The following is a 19,679-nucleotide window of genomic DNA, read 5'->3' as shown; positions in this document are numbered from 1 at the left end:
TTTTATATTATCCACATGTACAATATAATCTATAATAACGTTTATCAATACAATATATTAAAAAATATTATGAGCTTCGTAAAAGAAAAAAACACCCCTGTGATGGAGCAGTATTTGAACCTGAAAGCTCAATACAAGGATCATCTGCTATTTTATAGGCTAGGAGATTTTTATGAGTTGTTTTTCGATGATGCTATTAAAGCTGCGAAATTGCTGAATATAGTGCTCACTAAGAGAGGTAATTCGTGTGGGCAAGAAATACCAATGTGTGGAGTGCCAGCACACAGTAGTGAATCTTACCTACACAAGCTAATAGATTTAGGATTCAAAGTAGCAATCTGTGACCAATTAGAAACTGCTGATGAAGCAAAAAAGAGGGGCTATAAATCCATAGTAAAACGTGATGTAGTGCGAGTTGTAACTCCAGGTACAATTATAGAAGATTCACTACTGGAGGATAAAAGCAATAATTATCTCGCGTCCATAGTTGAACAAAATGACGAATATGCTATTAGTTGGCTTGAATTATCGACGGGAAAATTTTTTCACACTTTAACGAGTTTGAAAGCTCTAGATAGTGATTTATTGCGTATATCACCAAGAGAATTATTAATTTCTGAAAAATTCACTGAGGATGAAAAAATTAGATCGGTTTTAAAAAATTATAAAATATCAATTACGCAACACGCACAGAGCTTTTTTGAGTATAGTAAATCTCACAGAACGTTATGCGAGTTTTATAAAATCAGGGAACTTGGGAGTATAGGAAATTTCAGCAAAGTAGAAATCATGGCGTGTGGTGCACTGCTTGAATATGTCAGAGTAACGCAAAGGGGCTCCATTCCAAGGCTTGAATTCCCAAAAACCTATAAGCAACAAAATTTCATGCTTATTGATGCTTCAGCAAGGAGAAATCTTGAGTTGTTTTCAACTCAATTTGGTGAAAAGAAAGGTTCACTAATTTCAGTTATTGATCATACAGTTACAGCTTCTGGTGGACGCCTGCTCAAACAAATGCTCGCTTCACCCCTTGCTTGTTCTAAGGCGATTAACCTAAGGCTCAGTACCGCTCAATTTTTTGTAAATAATCATGATTCACGCAAAAAAATACGAGAGATATTATCTAACATTCCGGATATTGAAAGGTCTTTATCGCGCTTAATACTAGGGCGTGGTTCACCAAAGGATATGAACCTATTAAAAATAGGCCTAGGAAAAACTTTAGAGTTGTCTGAGTTCTTATGTAAAATTGAATCAGGTGAAAATGGATCTCTCCCACAACAATATGTCATCCAAACTGAGATCCAGCCAGCGTCACGCGCTGGAATAACAGTAAAATCAGACGAGAGTGAACTAAGCACAATACATAAAAGCCTTGGCAATCATAAAGACCTATTTGAACTGTTAAATAGTGCTATACTCGATAATAACCTCAGTTCCGTGAAAGAAGGAGGATTTATTCACTCAAAATACAACTCAGAATTATCTGAGTTATCCTACATATTAAATAATAGTAATAAACTAATAACCAAACTCCGTGAATCTTATCGCGACCTAACTGGCATTGCCGCACTCAAAATATTACACAACAACATACTTGGTTATTACGTTGAAGTGTCGGCAAATCACAAAATAACTTCGGATATATTTATTCATAGGCAAAGCTTAGCAAATAGCATGCGCTACACTACTAATGAATTGAAAGAACTAGAAAATAAAATTCTTACGGCACGTGATGCTGCAATCGGCTTAGAAATGAAAATTTTTAGTGAACTGTGTAGTGAAGTTGCTAAAGAGTCTGAAAAAATTGCTCTTGCTGCAAATGCTTTGGCAAAACTTGATATTAGAACCGCATTTGCAGAGCTTGCAGTGCAAAATAATTACGTAAAACCCATTATTGATGACAGCAAAGAGTTCAATATCTGTAGCGGAAGACATCCAGTGGTTGAAGTTAACGATAAATTCATTGCAAATAGCATCAATTTAGCTGGTATACATCTAATTACTGGTCCTAATATGGCTGGAAAAAGCACTTTCTTGAGGCAAAACGCTCTCATTGCAATTTTAGCTCACATGGGGTCATTTGTGCCAGCAGAGAGTGCACATATTGGAGTGATTGACAAGATATTCAGCAGGGTTGGCGCAACGGATAATATAACAGCTGGTTATTCTACCTTCATGGTAGAGATGATCGAAACAGCAACGATAGTAAATCAGGCAACGGACCGTTCCTTGGTGATACTTGATGAAATTGGTAGGGGCACAGGGGTGTATGATGGATTATCTATTGCACAGGCGGTGATTGAACATATTCACAATGTAAATAAGTGCCGCGCCATTTTTGCAACTCATTATCATGAATTAACTAAAGTAAGCAAATACTTGAAGAACGTGAAATGTTTTTGTGTAAAAATAAGAGAGTGGAACGGAGAGGTTATTTTTCTACATGAAGTCATTGAAGGCATTGCAGATGAGTCATATGGAATACATGTAGCAAAACTTGCTGGTTTTCCTGATTCTGTTTTAAATAGAGCAAGTGAAGTGTTTGAGGAGCTGAAGGCTTGAATCATTATTATGAGTGAAGAATTACCTATACAATCGTGGTAGTAGCTATAGAAACGAAAAACTTACTTGACACCCTTCGCCAGCGCCCTTATCATGATAGTGAAGCTATTGTATTTGCTTTCGCCAATCTGCGGATTAAAAGGTAAGGATTACTTAATGTATCGGCGTCTTATGTTCAATTTTTTGCAGTATATAGATACTGTATGTCTTTACAAAACTTCATCTACATCTAGATTTTTATCTAAATAAGCTGAACGCGCTTATAAAGCGTTACAAGACATCAAAAAATGCCAATACTCGACAGAGATAGTAAAAGACTAGCTAACTCGGGGATTCTTTGTCTTTTTTTCTGCTTAGTAAATTTCTTAAACATTTGCAGCGTAAGTTAGTTGCAATTAAAAGCAGCTTAATCTTGCTTGTCAAGCGTTTAAAACATAAAAAACGCCAATATTTTAAAGCGGATAATAACCCCAGGGCTTCTTTTGCCTTTTTTTTTATTCGGTAAATTTCTTAATATTTATAGCTAAACGACAATCGTCATCCCGCAGCGGGATCTAGAGATACCGCGGCGTTATGACAGTTCGCGGCGGTATGACGTAGAGTGCTGTCATTCCAGTGCTTGGCACTGGAATGGCTTTGTTGCATCGCTACTTATGAAAGGCTAACTATGGTTAGGATTATAAGCAACCTATTGAAAATATTGTTTTTTTGCAATCAATCTGATCAAATTTAAGAATAGTAATTTGTTATTTATATTAATAAATTTAATTCTATTGAAAATAGCTAAAGCATTGAAATTCTTGAATTTTAGCCGGATTGGTAAATGGTAGTGAAATTTCTTTTACTCAAATTTAGGTATTCATTGACCGTTCTTGTTATAAATACCAGAATAATAAGCTACTGATATTCCCTATCTTTTTTATCTTTAATCCATCATAGCTAGCGATGCAACAAAGCCCACTGGAATCCAGCCTTTATTATGCAGCCACTTGGTTGAAATTAAGTCTTCTAGATCCCAGTGTCAGCTACTTGGATGACAGGAGAAGGAAGCACTGGGATTGGGATGGAAAAGGCTATTTGTGTGATGCCAATGAGTGATAGAAAGTTCTGCAAGAAGTCATTAATTGCAAAAATTTAATATAAGTGGTAAAGTAGAACCACTGAATAAAAAACATATGTTAATTAATACAACGTCGGAGCTGGAGGACATATGTGAGGGGTTGATAGCAAAAAAGCCAAAATTTATAGCAGTTGACACGGAGTTCATTAGAAATAATTTAATCTACTACCCAAAATTATCGTTAATTCAAATTTCTTACGGAGAGAAGAGTTTTATTGTAGACGCATTAGTGCCAGAAATTGATTTATCATTCATTAAGAAAATAATGCTAAATCAGGGGATAACCAAAGTGTTTCATAGCTGCCGGCAGGATATAGAATCCTTACTCACTGTGTTTAAATGTATTCCCACTCCCATTTTTGATACCCAAGTTGCTGCTATGTTTTGTCATTATTATCATGACTTTATTGGTTACTCAAAAGTAGTGGAGCAATATCAAGGAATAGCACTGGATAAAATTAAAGCTAAAAATTCAGATTGGTTAAGGCGTCCGTTGTCCGAAGATCAGTTAGATTATGCAGTAAACGACGTGGTACACCTATATGACCTATACCAAATATTGTGCAATAAACTTGAAGAAAATAATAGGATGGGTTGGTTTCAAGAAGAGATGGAATCAATAGTTGATATAAATAAGTATTTACATAGCCCAAAAGATGCATGGAAGAGGATTAAATTTAATTATGAAGTAAATCCAAGATTGATACTAACTGTTAAAGCAGTTAGTGAGTGGCAAGAAACCTTAGCACAGCGCTATAATATGAACCGTAATAAAATAATCAATAATGCTGTAATAGCTGATTTTATTGAAAAAAATGTAGAGCATGTTGATGAGATTTTAGATGATCTCAAGAGGAATACAAAAAATATAAAAGATGCGGATTTACTAGAGTTTGTGAATATTTTTAATGAAAATGAGAGAAATTGGATGCAGCAAAACAACACCTTATCGAGTAATTATGATAAATCTGTACTTGATATACTCTCAATTATTTTAGATAGTAAATGTAAAGAAAGTAACATATCAAGGAAATTAGTTTCTTCAAAAGATGAGTTAACCGGGTCAATATCTGGACAGACAGATAAATTATTCAAGGGGTGGAGATATGATTTTTTTGGCAGGTCAGTTGAATCATTTTTGAACACAAGCTCAAAATTTGAGATTTCAGCAGTGAAATCCGCAAATAATATAACCAAAATTCAGAGTAATTTAGTGGAGAATAACTGTTGCTAAAGTAACTTAGATTTATCGACAATCGTCATCCCGCTACGTGTTAGCGGCTAAGAGATACCGCGGCGGTATGACGGTTAAGTAGGGTGTCATCCCAGTGCCTTGACTACTTCGATCCAGGAAAATTGATTGTAAACGAGCAAACATTTTCGATAAAATTACCAAAAAGCTAGATCCCAGACTGGGATGACACCACCTACAAATTGCAATGTTCGTATAGTTATGTGCTTGACACTGGGATCTAGAAAATCTAGTTAATATATATAGAGAAACCTTAGCTATAGTTTCAAAAGAAGTCGAATGTATTTTGTTATATGATTATAAGTCTAACAGGCGGAATTGGGGTAGGAAAGAGCTTTGTAGCTAATTGCTTTCAAGAGTTTGGTGCTGTTGTATTTGATGCTGATTCTGTTGTACACCAACTTTATAAAGTGGATAAAAGCATAATAAGTTATGCAGAGAAAAATTTTCCTGGAGTGGTAGTAAATGGTGAAATAGATAGAACAGTACTGTCTAAATATTTCTTAGCCTACGATGAAAATTGGAAACAATTTCAATCTTTGGTTCACTCTGCTGTGCTGCGTGAATTAGAATTTTTTATTGCCAAGGAAAAAAAGATCGATAGAAAACTTTTAGTCTTAGATGTGCCACTTCTATTAGAAACAAAATTTTATTTATATTGCGACCTTATTGTTTTTGTTCATGCAGATAGCGTTGTGCAAGCTCAAAGACTTAACGAACGCAACATAGATAAAGAAAAGCTTAATCTAATCTCCGATGTTCAGTTATCTATTGAGGAGAAAAGGAAGATGAGTGACTTTATTATCGATACCAGTGTAAGCAAAGAGTATGTTTTTTCTCAAGTAAAAGATATAGTGGATTCATTAAACCTAAACACGTAGCTCTACGTCATACCGCCGCGGTATCTCTAGATCCCGCTAACAAGCAGCGGGATGACGGTTGTCAGGATCCCAGCAGCCTCCCTCCCCTGCCATCCAAGTAGCCCCCTATGGTGTCATCCCAGTGCTTGACACTGGGATGGCTTTGTTGCATAGCAACTGAAAAATCTGGTGGCTACTGACAAAATTCATTATAAAATAGCCATTTAACCTTGAAAGAAAAAATATGCCACAAAAAATGAGGGTCAGTAACCATAGCGAATATAACAAATTTCTAGAAAAAAGAGGAAATATTTTTCATTATACCAACGAAGCCATAGAAAAGTGGTACGAGAATGGTCCAAAAATACCAGGTGGCAACAATATTTATAGCGATAAAGTTGTAATTTTGGTGCACATAATAACTTGTTTATTTAGAATAGGCCTGAGGCAAACAGTTGGGTTTATAGCAGGATACCTTGAGCAAATTGGGAAAAATTTGCAAGTTATCAGCTATTCACAATCATCAAGAAGGTTTAAGAAACTCAATATTAAGATCAATGATTGCAGAAAATAATACGGAAGATATCGAAATTGCTATAGACAGTACAGGAATTAGTATATACAACAACACTCCTGGTCATAGCAAAGAAAATAGCGAAGATAGAAAGTATCGCAGCTATGAACAGACAAGAAAATTGCATGTAATGTTGAATACAAACAGCAAAAAAGCCATAGCTGTAAAATACAGTAACGGTGTCTACTCTGATCACTATGGAGCTTGTGATTTGCTAAAAGAAGTCGATTTTCAGTATGTCATAAAAGTACTATATGCAGATAGGGCATATGACAGAGAAAAGCTCTATAAGCTGTGTAATCAATATGGTATAAAAACGAAAATTCCTCCGAAAAACAACGCAGCAGAGCATCCAAAATTGGATTATATGCTTGATAGAAATGCCGCTATTCAGTTAATGAAATTACATGGTGAGAATGGTATAAAAAGATGGAAAGAAGAAGTAAATTACGGAAAAAGATCGTATATTGAAGGATTTTTCTCAAGGTTGAAGCGAATATTTGGGTTTAGTTTTAGGAGCAAATCTGAAATTAATCGTGAGAAGGAACTGCTACTCAAGTGTTATTTGCTTAACAAATTTACTGAAATAGGCATGGCTAAGTTTGAGATAGCTTCATGAATTTATTGTACGTTACCTACTATCCGAAGAGCGATGCAACAAAGCCCACTGGGATCCAGAAGACTTAATTTCAACCAAATAATAAAGGCTGGATCCCAGTGCTTGGCACTGGAATGACACCCTTCCGATGGGAACTGCTCTCAAACTACAACAGCATGAGTAGCTACAGAAGCTTTAATGATACAAGAAAAAATAAACAGCTATCATTTTTTTAGTAATTAAGTAAAATAGAGTGAAAGATTGCGAGGAAGTTTTGAAAAATAAGATAAAAAAGATAGTAATTTCAGGAAAGGAAGTGTGGCCAATCATCGAGGGCGGCAAAGGCATTGCAGTTAGTGATGGAAGATCAAGCGGAGCATTTGCTGCAGCAGATGCTGTGGGTACATTTTCTGGTGCAAATGCTAAGCTTATTGATGATAATGGCGAGTTAGTGCCACTAATTTATAAAGGCAAAACAAGAAATGAAAAGCATAGTGAATTGATTGAGTATAGTATTGAAGCTGGAATTAGTCAGGCAAGAATAGCAAATGAAATATCAAAAGGTCATGGAAGAATACACATGAATGTACTTTGGGAGATGGGAGCAGCAGAACGCGTGCTTCATGGCATATTAGAAGGAGCGAAAGGTTTGATTCATGGTATTACCTGCGGTGCTGGTATGCCTTATAGGCTTGGAGAAATTGCAGCTAAATATCAGGTTTATTATTACCCTATTATCTCATCGGTGCGTGCTTTTAAAGCATTATGGAAGCGTGCTTACCAAAGAATATCTTCCTATTTGCTTGGTGGAGTAGTGTATGAAGATCCATGGCTTGCTGGAGGGCACAATGGACTGAGTAACAGTGAAGACCCAGAGCTACCACAGGCTCCATTTGAAAGAGTTGCAGAGCTTAGATCTTTCATGAACGAGATCGGTCTTTCAGAAACACCAATTGTTATAGCAGGAGGAGTGTGGCATTTGAAAGATTGGGAACATTGGTTTGACAATCTGCAAATTGGACCAATAGCTTTTCAGTTTGGCACTCGTCCACTTTTGACGAAAGAAAGCCCAATTTCTGCAGAGTGGAAAAAGAAGCTACTCACTTTAGAAGAAGGTGATGTATTTTTAAATAAATTCAGTCCAACAGGGTTTTACTCATCTGCAGTAAAAAATAACTTCATACGTGAGTTGCAGGAACGGAATTCACGTCAAATAAAGTTTTCAGAAAATGCTAGCGAAGAATTTAATAATGAATTTGCAATGGGTAGCAGAGGTAGAAAGATCTACCTTACTGCAAAAGACAAAGAACTGGCAAATACATGGACTAAAGCAGGGTATACAGAAGCAATGAAAACTCCAGATACAACTGTTATTTTTGTGACGCCAGGCAGGTTTGCAGAGATAAGACAAGATCAAATCAATTGTATGGGATGCTTAAGTCATTGTTTGTTTAGCAATTGGAAAGATCATGGTGACCATTCAACAGGACGAAAGCCAGATCCGCGTAGTTTTTGCATACAAAAAACACTGCAAAACGTTATACACGATGGTGATATTGAGAACGAACTCATGTTTTCCGGGCACAATGTGTACAAATTTAAGCAAGATCCATTTTATGAGAATGGCTACGTACCGGCAGTAAAAGAACTGGTGGAAAGGATATTGACTGGGTATTGAGTCAGCAGTGGCCTGAAAAGTCCATTTTTCACTTTATAAAATGTTTATATTTTACTACCTACTTTATTTGAATAAGTTCTTCTGCCACACTTGAACGAATATCAAAAAAGATTGAATATTTGTATAGAATAGTGTATAATTATTAATCTTTTCTCAGTATTTTTACTATGGCTTTATCTAAGTTTCTCGACCCTAAGCTGGATTTAACTGACCTTACCCAGAAAAAGTGGAGAGAAAGTGTGGAATGTTTTTTACAAAAAGAATGATGCATCAAATTGTTCTGGAATGCAATAGTTAATAGTGACGTTGTTTGTTATAAAAAATTTCTATGTATTCAAATATTGCAGTTCTAGTTTGTTGAGCAGAGTGTTGTGAAGTATCAATAAGTATTCCTCTTTTCAATGAGCTAAAGAAGCTTTCTGCAACAGAATTGTCGTAACAACAGCCTTTATTACTCATCTATATTCTTTACAGCTAAGAGATATTGATACCCTTGCGCAGTATATTGTGAACCTTGGTCACTGTGCAGCAGTAGATTTTTAACAGGTTTACGCCTATTAATGGCCATTAATAAAGAGTTCATAACCAATTGTTTATTTATTGCACTACTCATTAACTACCATACGTGAGAATTATTGCTGCCAAATATAGCCATCCCTCCTTGGTTTTGATGTAAGAGGTTGTCCGGAAACAAGTAAATTCAAGCATATTCCCTCTTTAACATAACCCTACTCATAGCTAGGTATATGAAATTCTCAGTGGATGTTGTGAGTAAATCATACTCCTTCGATAGCCTTCTATTCCTATTAACCCAAGCAAAAGTCCTTTCTACAACCCATCTTCTTGGCTGTACTTTAAACCCTTGTTCTCTTGTTGGTAGTAGCTCAGGTGGCGTATCTTTGTGCACCCAAAATCTACATGGAGGCCTTGTAACAATTTCAATATCTATGTCATATTCTTCCTTTATGTGATTCTTTAAATTTCTTCCTTGGTATCCCATGTCAGCCCACATTTTTTTAACTTTAGTATATTTTGTTCTCATATTGTTTAATGCTATTTTAATACCATCTCTATCATTTTCGTTAGCAGCGCCTACGTAACAACCTAGTATAAAACCCTGAGTGTCTGTAATTATATGCCTTTTTCTACCCTTTACTTTTTTACTTCCATCATAGCCTTTGATCCCCCCTTTTCTGTAGTCTTTACAGATTGACTATCTACTATACAGGCACTCGGCTGCTCATTCCTTCCTATTTTTCTTCTACTATATTTTGTAATTTCATAATTCATTTTCTCAAAAATTCCCTGCTTCTTCCATTGCCTGAACTGCTCATACACAGTCTTCCATAGCGGAAAATCATTTGGTAAATACCGCCATTGACACCCTGTACGCAATACATAGAAAATTGCTTCTAATATTTCTCTTTTGCTATACTTTGGCGGCCTTCCTCCTTTCTTGTATGATACTCTGAAGTGTTTTTCTATTCTTGCCTATTCCCTTTCGCTTAGATCTGTTGGATACTTTTTTCTCATCTTTACCCCGTACTAAAATTTCAGATATTATAGCCTTTTACTTGTTTCCGGACAACCTCTAATACCAATTCCCATTACAGGGCAAACAGATGGACAATGATGGAAGAAAAGCCATACTGAAGTAAGTAAAATAGCGAGGTTTAAATGGCATTAAGATCAAAATTATTGGATGAAAAAGTAGTAGAATCAGCAAAAGAAATGCTGAAGAAAGTAAGGAATAATGCATATGTTTCAAAAAAACTAAATGCTGTAATTGCAGCAAAAAAGTACAGTATAACGGCTGTAGCAAAAATATATTGCATTTCAAGAAGCGCACTAACTTCGTGGGTAAAACTCTTGAAAATTGGCAGAGAAGAAAAACTGTTTGCTCCTTCACAACGTCGTAGAAAAACTAAATTAAATCAGGCTCAACTACAGCAAATTGAAGAGTGGATAGAAGAAAATCCTAATATCACCATTAAAGAAATGAGAATAAGAATCCAGGAAAAGTTCGGATTAAATATCAGCAAATCTACAGTACACCGCCATATGCAAAAGATGAAATTCTCATATATTACACCAAGACCAGTTCATAATGGACAAGATAAAAGCAAACAAGAGGAATTCAAAAAAAAATCTCAATTGAGCTATTAGCAAGTATCCAGAAAAAGAGCTATTTTTCTTTGATGAATCACGGTTTGGCACACATTCAAAAGTTGGACATGGGTGGTTTAAAAAGGGGATTAGAACACAGGTTAAAACAAAATTAGGTAGGCAAAATTTCTATCTCTATAGTGCAGTTAATCCTAGAAATGGAGAGAGTTCTAGCTTATTTGCACCAAATGTCAACACTGATTGCATGAACATATTTCTTGAGCAAATTTCGCAATATCTAGAAACACGAGAGGCTTTTCTCGTTATGGACTGTGCTAGTTGGCATAGGTCAAAAAATTTAAAGGTACCTAAAAATATCGACATTATATACCTACCTCCATACTCACCTGAGCTAAATCCTGTTGAGAGGCTTTGGTTATATATAAAACAGAACATTTTGCGCAATAAAATATACGATACAATTGCTCTACTTGAGGGTGCTTTGTGCAAATTTATTACTTCTCTTGCCAGCTCCACAATTAAACAACTCTGCAATGTTTCCTATTTGACTGGACAACAATGAGAATTGGTATCAGATATTATAGCCTTTTACTTGTTTCCGGACAACCTCTTACAATTACGTTGTACAGTTCTCCTTCTATTTCGTTATACACTTTATAAGCCTCACAATAAAAATTGAATATAAAAATTATTACTAATGCGGTATAATTATTATGAAAAAGCGTGCTATGCTTTAACAATAAGCTAGTATATAAATATGGGGCTGTAAATCAAAAATTTTAGCAATCTAAAGAAATTTTACTATTACCTTCTATATTGAATTCTCTACGAAGATCAGCAGACAAGTTTATGCTTTCCCAAGAAAATCCACCGTCACTTTCTGACTCTTTACCAAAATGTCCATAACAGGCTGTACGTTTATATATAGGGCAATTAAGCGATAAATGCTTGATTATGCCTTTTGTTGATAAATCTATATTATTCTCGATAAACTTTTTAATTACTCTTTCCTCTACCTTATTCGCACCAAATGTATCAATATAGAATGAAGTAGGTTTTGATACACCAATTGCATAAGAAAGTTGCACAAGACAACGTTCAGCCAAACCTGCAAAGACAATATTTTTAGCAAGATATCTTGCCATATAAGCCGCAGATCTATCAACTTTGGTTGCATCTTTTCCGGAAAACGCTCCTCCACCGTGTGGAATATAACCTCCATAAGTATCAACCATAATTTTTCGTCCGGTTAATCCACAATCACTAACCGGTCCACCAATAACAAATCTACCAGTTGGATTGACTAAGAGATTTTCCTCAGAACACATCCATCCTTCAGGTAAAGATGAAACTATGTAAGGGTAAATTATTTCTTTTACTTTTGATTGATCCAAATCCTCAGGGTGCTGTATTGAGACAATAATACTTTCAGCACGTACCGGGAGGTTATTCTCATATGCCAAAGTGATTTGTGACTTTGCATCTGGACCAAGTTTTGCTTCTTTAACTGCGCTCATGATATTTTTCAGAATCGAGTGTGCATAAAAAATGGGTGCCGGCATAAGGTTTTCTGTCTCTGTTGTTTCATAGCCATACATTATGCCCTGATCTCCAGCACCTTGATCCAACCCTATTGCAATGTCATTTGATTGCTCATGCAGCAATATATTTACTTTCACTTTTCTCCAGTGGAACCCATCGTGCTTGTAACCAATATCTTTTATTGTATTCCGTACAATACTTTCAATCCTGCTATTTTTGATGTTAGGCCCAAACACTTCCCCAGCTATAATAACGTTATCTTTGGTGACTAAAGTCTCTATTGCAGCTCGCGCAAAAGGATCAGTAAAAAGGTACTCATCAAGTATTGCATCTGAAATTTGATCTGCTACTTTATCTGGATGACCAGCCGCCACTGATTCACTGGTTACTAAATTTTTATATAAACTCATGTTTTTGCTTATACAATACCAAAACCGCTATAGAAAACACAGTTAGTAACTACTAAATGGTGGGTCTGGGAAGAGTTGAACCTCCGACCTCACGCTTATCAGGCGTGCGCTCTAACCACCTGAGCTACAGACCCATGATTTATTCAAGCTGAAGCTTTCATATTATCTGTAGGCACGATATCAATAAAAGTCTTTTTATTTGCTGATCTTCTAAAGCTGACCCAGCCTTCTATTTTAGCAAAAATCGTATGATCTTTACCTATACCAACATTCTTCCCAGGATGGAATTTTGTGCCTCTTTGGCGCACAATTATGTTACCAGGAATAACCTTCCCATTCTTCTTTATTCCTAACCTACGACCCGCTGAATCTCTACCATTACAGGAACTACCACCTGATTTTTTAGTTGCCATATCTTACCTCTTACTTTTGAAGACTAATTTCATTTATACGAAGAACAGTTATATACTGCCTATGACCAGTTTTCCTACGGTAATTTTTTCTTCTTTTCTTCTTAAAGATTATAATTTTTTCCCCCCTGCACTGCTCCAACACTTCAGCTTTAACAGTAGCATTAGATGAATAAGATAAGCCATTATTTGAAATACAAATCACCTTATTGATTTCCACCTCTTTTTTTTCTTCAGCTTCTAACTTCTCTACCTTTATTATACTACCTTCTTTTACTAAATATTGCTTTCCACCAGTCTCAATTACTGCAAACATGATAAATATAAATTATTGTTATTAACTTTAATCGTAAACGATGTCATATACGCTGTCAATATAAATAAAAAGCATGACTTAACGTTCTTTTTGAGCTACTAAAATACTTCTATCTGTTTTCATCTTTTATCTACCTTTTCTCAGACAGTAGACTTCTTGCATAACCTAAGCAGAAAAAAGGCAAATAGTTATTATAGCTCTAAGTTTACCGACACCGTCATGCAAGTAGCCCCTTCTCCTGTCATCCGAGTAGCTTGACACTGGTTCCTTTATGACGATGTCATCCAAGTGTCAGCTACTCGGATGACAAAAAAAGGAGCACTAGGATGACACCCTACTTAACCGTCATACCGCGATTCATTCGCGGTATCTCTTAACATAGATCCCTTACTTAACCGTCATACCTTAACATAGATCCCGCTAACAAGCAGCGGGATACTATCTACACCGTCATACCGCCGCGGTATCTCTTAACATAGATCCCTTACTTAACCGTCATACCTTAACATAGATCCCGCTAACGCGTAGCGGGATACTATCTACACCGTCATACCGCCGCGGTATCTCTTAACATAGATCCCTTACTTAACCGTCATACCTTAACATAGATCCCGCTAACACGTAGCGGGATACTATCTACACCGTCATACCGCCGCGGTATCTCTAGATCCCGCTGGGATGACGATTGTCGTTTAGCCATAAATATTAAGGAATTTACCAAATAAAAAAAAAGGCAAAAGAAACCCTGGGGTTATTATCCGCTTTAAAATATTGGCGTTTTTTATGTTTTAAACGCTTGACAAGCGAAATTCAGCTGCTTTTAATTGCAACTAACCTACGCTGCAAGTGTTTAAGAAATTTACTAAGCAGAAAAAAAGACAAAGGACCCCCGAGTTAGCTAGTCTTTTACTATCTCTGTCGAGTATTGGCATTTTTTGATGTCTTGTAACGCTTTATAAGCGCGTTCAGCTTATTTAGATAAAAATCTAGATGTAGATGAAGTTTTGTAAAGACATACAGTATCTATATACTGCAAAAAATTAAACATAAGACGCCGATACATTAAGTAATCCTTACCTTTTAATCTGCAGATTGGCGAAAGCAAATACAATAGCTTCACTGTTATGATAAGGGGGCTGGCGGAGTTTGTCAAGGAAGTTTTTTTGTTTCTATTCCCAATAAAAGTTTGTTATATGGTTACGCAAGAAGTCTAATATTAAAAATGACACAACAACATAATTAAATTAGACTACTTTATTCTCTTAGTTACTTGCTTTTCTCTTGCTATTGCAAGGCTTTTTTCTGGTACATCCTCAACTATAACACTACCTGCTGCAATTACAGATTCATCATGAATATTAAGCGGCGCAATTAGTGAGCTATTGGCGCCAACAAAGCAATTGCTCCCTATATTCGTTTCATGTTTATTTTTCCCATCATAATTACAAACAATAGTGCCTGCTCCTATATTACTCTCCTGCCCTACTTTAGCATTTCCTATATAACTTAAGTGTTTTATTCTAGTGTTTTGACCAACTTCACTTGTTTTCACTTCCACAAAATTTCCTATTTTTGCCTTATTACCAATTGTTGTGTTTCCGCGTATTCTGGTAAATGGACCGACCTCAGCATTACTTTTAATTAAGCAGTTTTCTAAATGCGAAAATGGCAGTATTTTCGCACCAGACTCTATTTTCACTCCAGTACCGAAAAAAACATATGGGTAAATAACTGAATCTCTGGCAATTTGCGTATCAAGAGAAAAGAAAACAGTCTCTGGTGCAACAAGCGTTACTCCGGAGTCGGTAAAAACTTTTCTTTTATTTTCTTGAAAGTAAAATTCAGCTTTTATAAGGTCATTTCTGTTATTTATTCCCGTTGCTTCTTCTCCACCGGTAATAACGTAACCGACATTTAAATTACTCTTCACTGCAATGGAAACTATATCGGTCAAGTAATATTCATGAGTTGAGCTATTGCACTCTATTTTCTCCACCAATTCACGTAAATTCTTTGCACATGCAACCATTATTCCAGCATTTGCAAGAAATTCTTCATGATTATTTTTATCACTCTTTGCTTCTACGATTTCTCTTAAGGAACCATTCTCAATAATTAACCTACCGTATTCTTTATTGCTTGTCCTAAAACCTAGGCAAACTAGAGCCTTGCCTTCTAAATAACTAATCATTTTAGTTATTGTGCTGCTTTTTATGAGCGGAGTATCCCCATACTGCACAACAACTATGCTTGAATCTGGCAATTCTCTTAGGTTTCTCATCGCAGTTTTGACCGCATCTCCCGTACCAAGTGTTAATTCTTGTGTAATTAACTGTATATCCTTAAAGCACTTTAGTCTTTCAATTAAAGGCAGATCAACTACAACAGCAATATTTTCAGGATTTAACTGTTTTGCATTGTAAATGACATGCTGAAGCATGGAAAAATTGCCTATTTCGTGCAGAACCTTAGGCAAATCTGAATTCATCCGCCTGCCATGCCCGGCAGCAAGTATGATAAAAGTATGAGCTTTATTTATCACTTATCTTAAAGATGAAAAATGAAAACCATAATGATCAAGCCAACTGATTTTGTTATCGTAAAAGCTTCTTAGGTCGCTGATTTGATATTTTAGCATCGCAAGCCTTTCTATACCAATGCCAAACGCAAAACCGTTGTATTTAGTATGGTCTATTCCAACATTTTGAAAGACATTTGGATGCACCATACCACATCCAAGCACTTCTATCCATTTACTACCTTTATAACTTATGTCCACTTCCGCAGAGGGTTCAGTAAAAGGAAAAAAACTATTACGAAAACGTATCTTCAGCCCTTTATCTCCAAAAAACTTATTAAGGAAGTGATGAATAGTAAATTTTAACTGGCCCATATTGACGTTTTCATCGACATATAACCCTTCTATCTGGTGAAACATAGGAGTATGAGTTGCATCAAAGTCATTTCTGTATACCCTACCAGGGGCTACTATTTTAATTGGGAATTTTTTTGTTTTTTCCATGGTTCTAATCTGTACAGATGAAGTGTGAGTGCGCAGTACCATTCTTTTATCGTTTATTTTATTCTTTAAGTAGAAGGTATCTTGCTCCTCTCGCGCAGGATGATGACTTGGAGTATTCAGTGCATCAAATACATGAAATTCATCTTCAATATCAGGGCCATCAACTGCTTTAAAACCCATATGTGCAAAAATAAGCTTTACTTCATTTATAACCTTACTGAGTGGATGGACCTTGCCCATTTTTTCTGGTCTAACGGGCAACGTGATATCAACCGCCTCGTTCTGCAATTTAAAGTTAACTTCTTCTGTTTTTAGCACATTTTCCCTATTCATGATAAGATGATCTATCTTATCACGTAAAGCGTTAATCACTGCACCTAAATCACGCTTTTTCTCTGCATTTTCTATCTTTTTTAAGTTATCAAAATACGCTCTAACTACACCCTTTTTTCCCAAATATAATAGCCTAACTTTTTCTAAATCTTGCAAAGAAGAAGCATTCTCAATTTCGGAAACTGCTTTATCTTCAAGTGAAAGTATGTCATCTAATAACTCTTTATTCATCTTAAAAACGCTGGCTTAAACTTTCATTATAGTGAAATTTTAAATATCATCAACAATCCGAAAAATTGCCCTATTCTGATTATTAATTTATTGACTGATTAATCTTTTTTATTTACCTTTGCGTTGATGAATTTGCTGTATCAACTATGCACAACAGTAATACTGAAACTAAGAATAAGTATAAAATAGAGGATTTACCTAAGCTCTTTAAGGAAAAATCCAGAAACATAAGTAAAGCATTTTCTAGCGAAACAATTAAGATCAGTACTATTCGCTCGAGAAGTATTGAAAGTAATATACAAGAATTTTCATTTGAGCTAACAGCAACAGATAAAGACACCTTTAATGTAGGATTATTTCGAATAAACCCTTTAATTGATTTTTTCAAAATCTGCCTTTCCCGGGAAAAAAAATTTACAGCCAACATAAAAGTGCCCAAAGAAAGCAGTGAACTATATAATAACTACTGTAAAACTAACAGTTATAAAACTGTAGAAGAATTCGTAAATAGTGCTCCGCCTCAAATCCTTCTGCAGGGCACAACGATAACGCTACAAACAGACGTTGAAAACATTAACCTGGACAACTTGTACCAAATCGAGTTATTTCTAAATGAAAAGCTACAACATGCAGAAAAAACTGAAAATGAAGACAAAAAAGAACAGAGTGAAACTAACCAAAAAAATGCACAAAATAAACAAATCGTACCAGTTACAGGCCTGTTTGGCTATAATTTAACAAGTAGTAAAAAGCAAGTGATGCGGGTTCCAATAGTTGTTGCTGCAATGCGTGACAATTTTTTTTGGTTTGGATCTTCTTTTCGGCTATCCAATTTTTTTAATACAATACAATTCTTCTTTCAACAGCCACCAAAACTGTCCATACGAAACCAGAGGGCTTTGACTTACCATCCAACACTTCAAGAGACAAAACAGGACAAGGTAACACAAAAAGATGGAATCGACGAAAGAAGAATAGAAGACGTCACAATGCTTATTTCTGATTTCGGTCAAACTACTTCGCACACAGAGTATTTTAAGGCTAACAGAAAAAAGAAGTCAAAAAAGCAGACCAAAGAACTATCAGAGAAAGAAAAACCATTAGCCATAAAACAAGCACAAAATGATGCTAGAGTAGCTATGATAGATAACCAAATTGAGCACAGGGGGAAAAAACTCGATAAAATATTTATTGAAGTGATGAGTGGATACAAAAATCAAGATCCAGAAACATTTTGCAATATTTTCAGCTCAGTATTCAATATTGTTTACTTTCAAGATAAACAATTACATGCAATATTAGAGCCAGGCGAAATATCAGAAGTATTACAGATACTCGAAAGGCCACAACCTCTTAGTAACTCACTTTTAGGTAAAGAATATTTACAAAAACAAGTATATAGAAAAAAAGAGCAATTGCTTAAATTAGTTTCAGGTGTTTATATACAACAACCTTCTCCACAACATGAAAATACTCCTCATAAATCTACAAACCCTTTACCAATTAAAGATCTTTCACCAGCAACAAATGAAGCTAAAACTCTACCACCTACTAACATTACACTCAAATCATCATTAAAAACTGTATTTTCCTCAAAAAAGGCTTATTTTTGTCTATTTATAATAGTAGCATCTGCATCAACACTTTGCTTATGGCATTTTCCGTTAGGAAAAGTGTCAATGTTAAAAGGATTAGTGCCACCAGAAAAAAGAGAAAGTATTGGGCTAGCATTGAACATAGGGTTACCAATATTAACTGCATTATGTGTTCTGAGTTTGGCTTATTTCATATATTCTGAATATTCTATAGAATCTATTGAACAAGTAAGTGAAAACGATCCCCTTTCTCGCGCCTATAGCTAGTGCAGGCTCAGTTTTCCTACGTCATACCGTCACGGTATCTCTAGATCCCGCTAACACGTAGCGGGATGACGAATTTGTCGTTTTTTAAATTGTCGGTAAACCAGAATTACTTTAACTATAAAAAAATAGAAATAAGTTGTTGTAAAAAATTTTTCATGGTAAAATTATTTATTTTCACCATATGTTTAAAGGAATTATCACGGATATCGGGACTACAACTGATACTACCACTCACTCCAACTCTGATCAAATTTTCCATATCAAGACACAAAATTTATCCTCTATAAATAAAGGAGATTCAATAGCTTGCTCTGGTGTGTGTTTAACTGTTGTTGATATAATGAGCGATACATTTACAGTCCAAGCATCTCAAGAAACTATGAAGGTTGCTAACTTAAATACGTGGAGAATAGGAAAAAAAATAAATCTCGAACAAGCAATGAGATTAAGTGATAAGATCGATGGCCACCTAGTTCAGGGTCATGTTGACGGGATAGTAAAATTTTTAACAATTAATCAAAATTTAGATTCTCATGAAATCAAACTATCGTGCCCACAAGAATTAATTAAATTTGTTGCAAAAAAAAGCTCCGTTACACTAGATGGGGTTTCCCTCACAGTGAATTCAGTTATTAATCAGGAATTTACAGTAAATATCACTCCCTATACATGGGAAAATACAACTTTTCAGTACAACAAAGTAAATGATTATTTGAATTTAGAAATTGACATGATCGCTAGGTATTTAGATCAATTGATGCAGCATAAATACAATTAAT

The 19,679-nt window shown here is 35.4% G+C and carries 18 protein-coding genes and 1 tRNA gene; 10 read left to right on the top strand and 9 right to left on the bottom strand.

Annotated features, from left to right (window positions below; all coding sequences use genetic code 11):
• Window positions 1–69: 69 nt before the first annotated feature.
• The 7 genes from mutS (at window position 70) to ABWU47_RS03310 (ending at window position 8,647) form a co-directional block, all read left to right on the top strand.
• Complete coding sequence (gene mutS, locus ABWU47_RS03340; protein ID WP_353285759.1) at window positions 70–2,565, top strand: DNA mismatch repair protein MutS; 2,496 nt, start codon at window positions 70–72, stop codon at window positions 2,563–2,565.
• 945 nt (window positions 2,566–3,510) lie between these two features.
• Entirely contained in the window at window positions 3,511–3,663 is a 153-nt protein-coding gene (locus ABWU47_RS03335; RefSeq protein ID WP_338482739.1) for a hypothetical protein, read from the top strand.
• A gap of 77 nt (window positions 3,664–3,740) precedes the next feature.
• Window positions 3,741–4,919 carry a ribonuclease D gene (locus ABWU47_RS03330; protein WP_006279667.1) on the top strand — a complete coding sequence of 393 codons (1,179 nt, stop codon included), beginning with the start codon at window positions 3,741–3,743 and terminating at the stop codon, window positions 4,917–4,919.
• 311 nt (window positions 4,920–5,230) lie between these two features.
• Complete coding sequence (gene coaE / locus ABWU47_RS03325) at window positions 5,231–5,818, top strand: dephospho-CoA kinase (RefSeq protein WP_006280338.1); 588 nt, start codon at window positions 5,231–5,233, stop codon at window positions 5,816–5,818.
• 223 nt (window positions 5,819–6,041) lie between these two features.
• The gene (locus ABWU47_RS03320) at window positions 6,042–6,371 is read left to right on the top strand and encodes a transposase (RefSeq protein ID WP_049973609.1); all 330 of its coding nucleotides are present in this window, start codon (window positions 6,042–6,044) and stop codon (window positions 6,369–6,371) included.
• Window positions 6,355–6,990: a transposase gene (locus ABWU47_RS03315; RefSeq protein WP_353285731.1), complete on the top strand. Its 636-nt coding sequence runs from the start codon at window positions 6,355–6,357 to the stop codon at window positions 6,988–6,990. Before ABWU47_RS03320 ends, ABWU47_RS03315 begins: the two co-directional genes overlap by 17 nt.
• A 253-nt stretch (window positions 6,991–7,243) precedes the next feature.
• Window positions 7,244–8,647 (top strand): NAD(P)H-dependent flavin oxidoreductase, encoded by a 1,404-nt coding sequence (locus ABWU47_RS03310; RefSeq protein WP_077188554.1) that lies wholly within the window; start codon window positions 7,244–7,246, stop codon window positions 8,645–8,647.
• A gap of 294 nt (window positions 8,648–8,941) precedes the next feature.
• Here the strand turns inward: ABWU47_RS03310 and ABWU47_RS03305 are convergent, their stop codons facing one another.
• The 3 genes from ABWU47_RS03305 to ABWU47_RS03295 form a co-directional block, all read right to left on the bottom strand.
• On the bottom strand, window positions 8,942–9,106 hold the full coding sequence (locus ABWU47_RS03305; protein WP_353285729.1) for an IS3 family transposase: 165 nt from the start codon (window positions 9,104–9,106) through the stop codon (window positions 8,942–8,944).
• Window positions 9,099–9,260, bottom strand: coding sequence for a DDE-type integrase/transposase/recombinase (locus ABWU47_RS03300; protein ID WP_010082071.1), 162 nt, complete (start codon window positions 9,258–9,260; stop codon window positions 9,099–9,101). Before ABWU47_RS03300 ends, ABWU47_RS03305 begins: the two co-directional genes overlap by 8 nt.
• A gap of 87 nt (window positions 9,261–9,347) precedes the next feature.
• Window positions 9,348–10,132 (bottom strand): IS5 family transposase gene (locus ABWU47_RS03295; protein WP_238513981.1). Its coding sequence is split into 2 segments (ribosomal slippage): window positions 9,348–9,811 and window positions 9,811–10,132, totalling 786 coding nucleotides; the frame shifts between segments, so codons are not numbered across the junction.
• Between the two features lie 192 nt (window positions 10,133–10,324).
• On the opposite strand from ABWU47_RS03295, the gene ABWU47_RS03290 reads away from it, so the two are divergent.
• Window positions 10,325–11,336, top strand: a protein-coding gene (locus tag ABWU47_RS03290; RefSeq protein ID WP_410530061.1) for an IS630 family transposase whose coding sequence is annotated in 2 segments (ribosomal slippage) — window positions 10,325–10,804 and window positions 10,806–11,336 — 1,011 coding nt in all. Because the reading frame shifts where the segments join, the coding sequence is not laid out codon by codon here.
• Window positions 11,337–11,553: 217 nt separating this feature from the next.
• Here ABWU47_RS03290 and metK read toward each other — a convergent pair.
• From metK to pheS, 6 genes are all read right to left on the bottom strand, one after another.
• Window positions 11,554–12,726: a methionine adenosyltransferase gene (metK, locus tag ABWU47_RS03285; RefSeq protein ID WP_353285758.1), complete on the bottom strand. Its 1,173-nt coding sequence runs from the start codon at window positions 12,724–12,726 to the stop codon at window positions 11,554–11,556.
• Between the two features lie 57 nt (window positions 12,727–12,783).
• Window positions 12,784–12,860 (bottom strand) — tRNA-Ile (locus ABWU47_RS03280).
• Between the two features lie 9 nt (window positions 12,861–12,869).
• Window positions 12,870–13,139, bottom strand: a complete 270-nt coding sequence (gene rpmA, locus ABWU47_RS03275; protein ID WP_006279564.1) for a 50S ribosomal protein L27 — start codon at window positions 13,137–13,139, stop codon at window positions 12,870–12,872.
• A gap of 10 nt (window positions 13,140–13,149) precedes the next feature.
• Window positions 13,150–13,452 carry a 50S ribosomal protein L21 gene (gene rplU / locus ABWU47_RS03270; protein ID WP_006279565.1) on the bottom strand — a complete coding sequence of 101 codons (303 nt, stop codon included), beginning with the start codon at window positions 13,450–13,452 and terminating at the stop codon, window positions 13,150–13,152.
• 1,249 nt (window positions 13,453–14,701) lie between these two features.
• Entirely contained in the window at window positions 14,702–15,994 is a 1,293-nt protein-coding gene (gene glmU, locus ABWU47_RS03265) for a bifunctional UDP-N-acetylglucosamine diphosphorylase/glucosamine-1-phosphate N-acetyltransferase GlmU (RefSeq protein WP_077188522.1), read from the bottom strand.
• Window positions 15,995–17,038 carry a phenylalanine--tRNA ligase subunit alpha gene (gene pheS, locus ABWU47_RS03260; protein ID WP_077188521.1) on the bottom strand — a complete coding sequence of 348 codons (1,044 nt, stop codon included), beginning with the start codon at window positions 17,036–17,038 and terminating at the stop codon, window positions 15,995–15,997.
• A gap of 146 nt (window positions 17,039–17,184) precedes the next feature.
• Here pheS and ABWU47_RS03255 point away from each other — a divergent pair, with 146 nt between their 5' ends.
• Window positions 17,185–18,900, top strand: a complete 1,716-nt coding sequence (locus ABWU47_RS03255) for a hypothetical protein (protein WP_077188520.1) — start codon at window positions 17,185–17,187, stop codon at window positions 18,898–18,900.
• Window positions 18,901–19,081: 181 nt separating this feature from the next.
• Entirely contained in the window at window positions 19,082–19,678 is a 597-nt protein-coding gene (locus ABWU47_RS03250; RefSeq protein WP_077188519.1) for a riboflavin synthase, read from the top strand.
• The last annotated feature ends 1 nt before the right edge of the window (window position 19,679 follow it).

The sequence above is a fragment of the Wolbachia endosymbiont (group A) of Gastracanthus pulcherrimus genome (assembly GCF_964028265.1).
GTDB classification, from domain to species: domain Bacteria; phylum Pseudomonadota; class Alphaproteobacteria; order Rickettsiales; family Anaplasmataceae; genus Wolbachia; species Wolbachia pipientis.
The sequence above is the reverse complement of the archived record's forward strand: the minus strand, read 5'-3'. Positions and strand labels throughout refer to the sequence as shown.

What these genes read in the sequence shown, in the direction of transcription:
- mutS (WP_353285759.1), top strand. Translation starts at nt 70, where the DNA reads ATGAGCTTCGTAAAAGAAAAAAACACCCCTGTGATGGAGCAGTATTTG.
- ABWU47_RS03335 (WP_338482739.1), top strand. Translation starts at nt 3,511, where the DNA reads ATGCAACAAAGCCCACTGGAATCCAGCCTTTATTATGCAGCCACTTGG.
- ABWU47_RS03330 (WP_006279667.1), top strand. Translation starts at nt 3,741, where the DNA reads ATGTTAATTAATACAACGTCGGAGCTGGAGGACATATGTGAGGGGTTG.
- coaE (WP_006280338.1), top strand. Translation starts at nt 5,231, where the DNA reads ATGATTATAAGTCTAACAGGCGGAATTGGGGTAGGAAAGAGCTTTGTA.
- ABWU47_RS03320 (WP_049973609.1), top strand. Translation starts at nt 6,042, where the DNA reads ATGCCACAAAAAATGAGGGTCAGTAACCATAGCGAATATAACAAATTT.
- ABWU47_RS03315 (WP_353285731.1), top strand. Translation starts at nt 6,355, where the DNA reads ATGATTGCAGAAAATAATACGGAAGATATCGAAATTGCTATAGACAGT.
- ABWU47_RS03305 (WP_353285729.1), bottom strand. Translation starts at nt 9,106, where the DNA reads ATGAGTAATAAAGGCTGTTGTTACGACAATTCTGTTGCAGAAAGCTTC.
- ABWU47_RS03300 (WP_010082071.1), bottom strand. Translation starts at nt 9,260, where the DNA reads ATGAGTAGTGCAATAAATAAACAATTGGTTATGAACTCTTTATTAATG.
- metK (WP_353285758.1), bottom strand. Translation starts at nt 12,726, where the DNA reads ATGAGTTTATATAAAAATTTAGTAACCAGTGAATCAGTGGCGGCTGGT.
- rpmA (WP_006279564.1), bottom strand. Translation starts at nt 13,139, where the DNA reads ATGGCAACTAAAAAATCAGGTGGTAGTTCCTGTAATGGTAGAGATTCA.
- rplU (WP_006279565.1), bottom strand. Translation starts at nt 13,452, where the DNA reads ATGTTTGCAGTAATTGAGACTGGTGGAAAGCAATATTTAGTAAAAGAA.
- pheS (WP_077188521.1), bottom strand. Translation starts at nt 17,038, where the DNA reads ATGAATAAAGAGTTATTAGATGACATACTTTCACTTGAAGATAAAGCA.
- ABWU47_RS03255 (WP_077188520.1), top strand. Translation starts at nt 17,185, where the DNA reads ATGCACAACAGTAATACTGAAACTAAGAATAAGTATAAAATAGAGGAT.
- ABWU47_RS03250 (WP_077188519.1), top strand. Translation starts at nt 19,082, where the DNA reads ATGTTTAAAGGAATTATCACGGATATCGGGACTACAACTGATACTACC.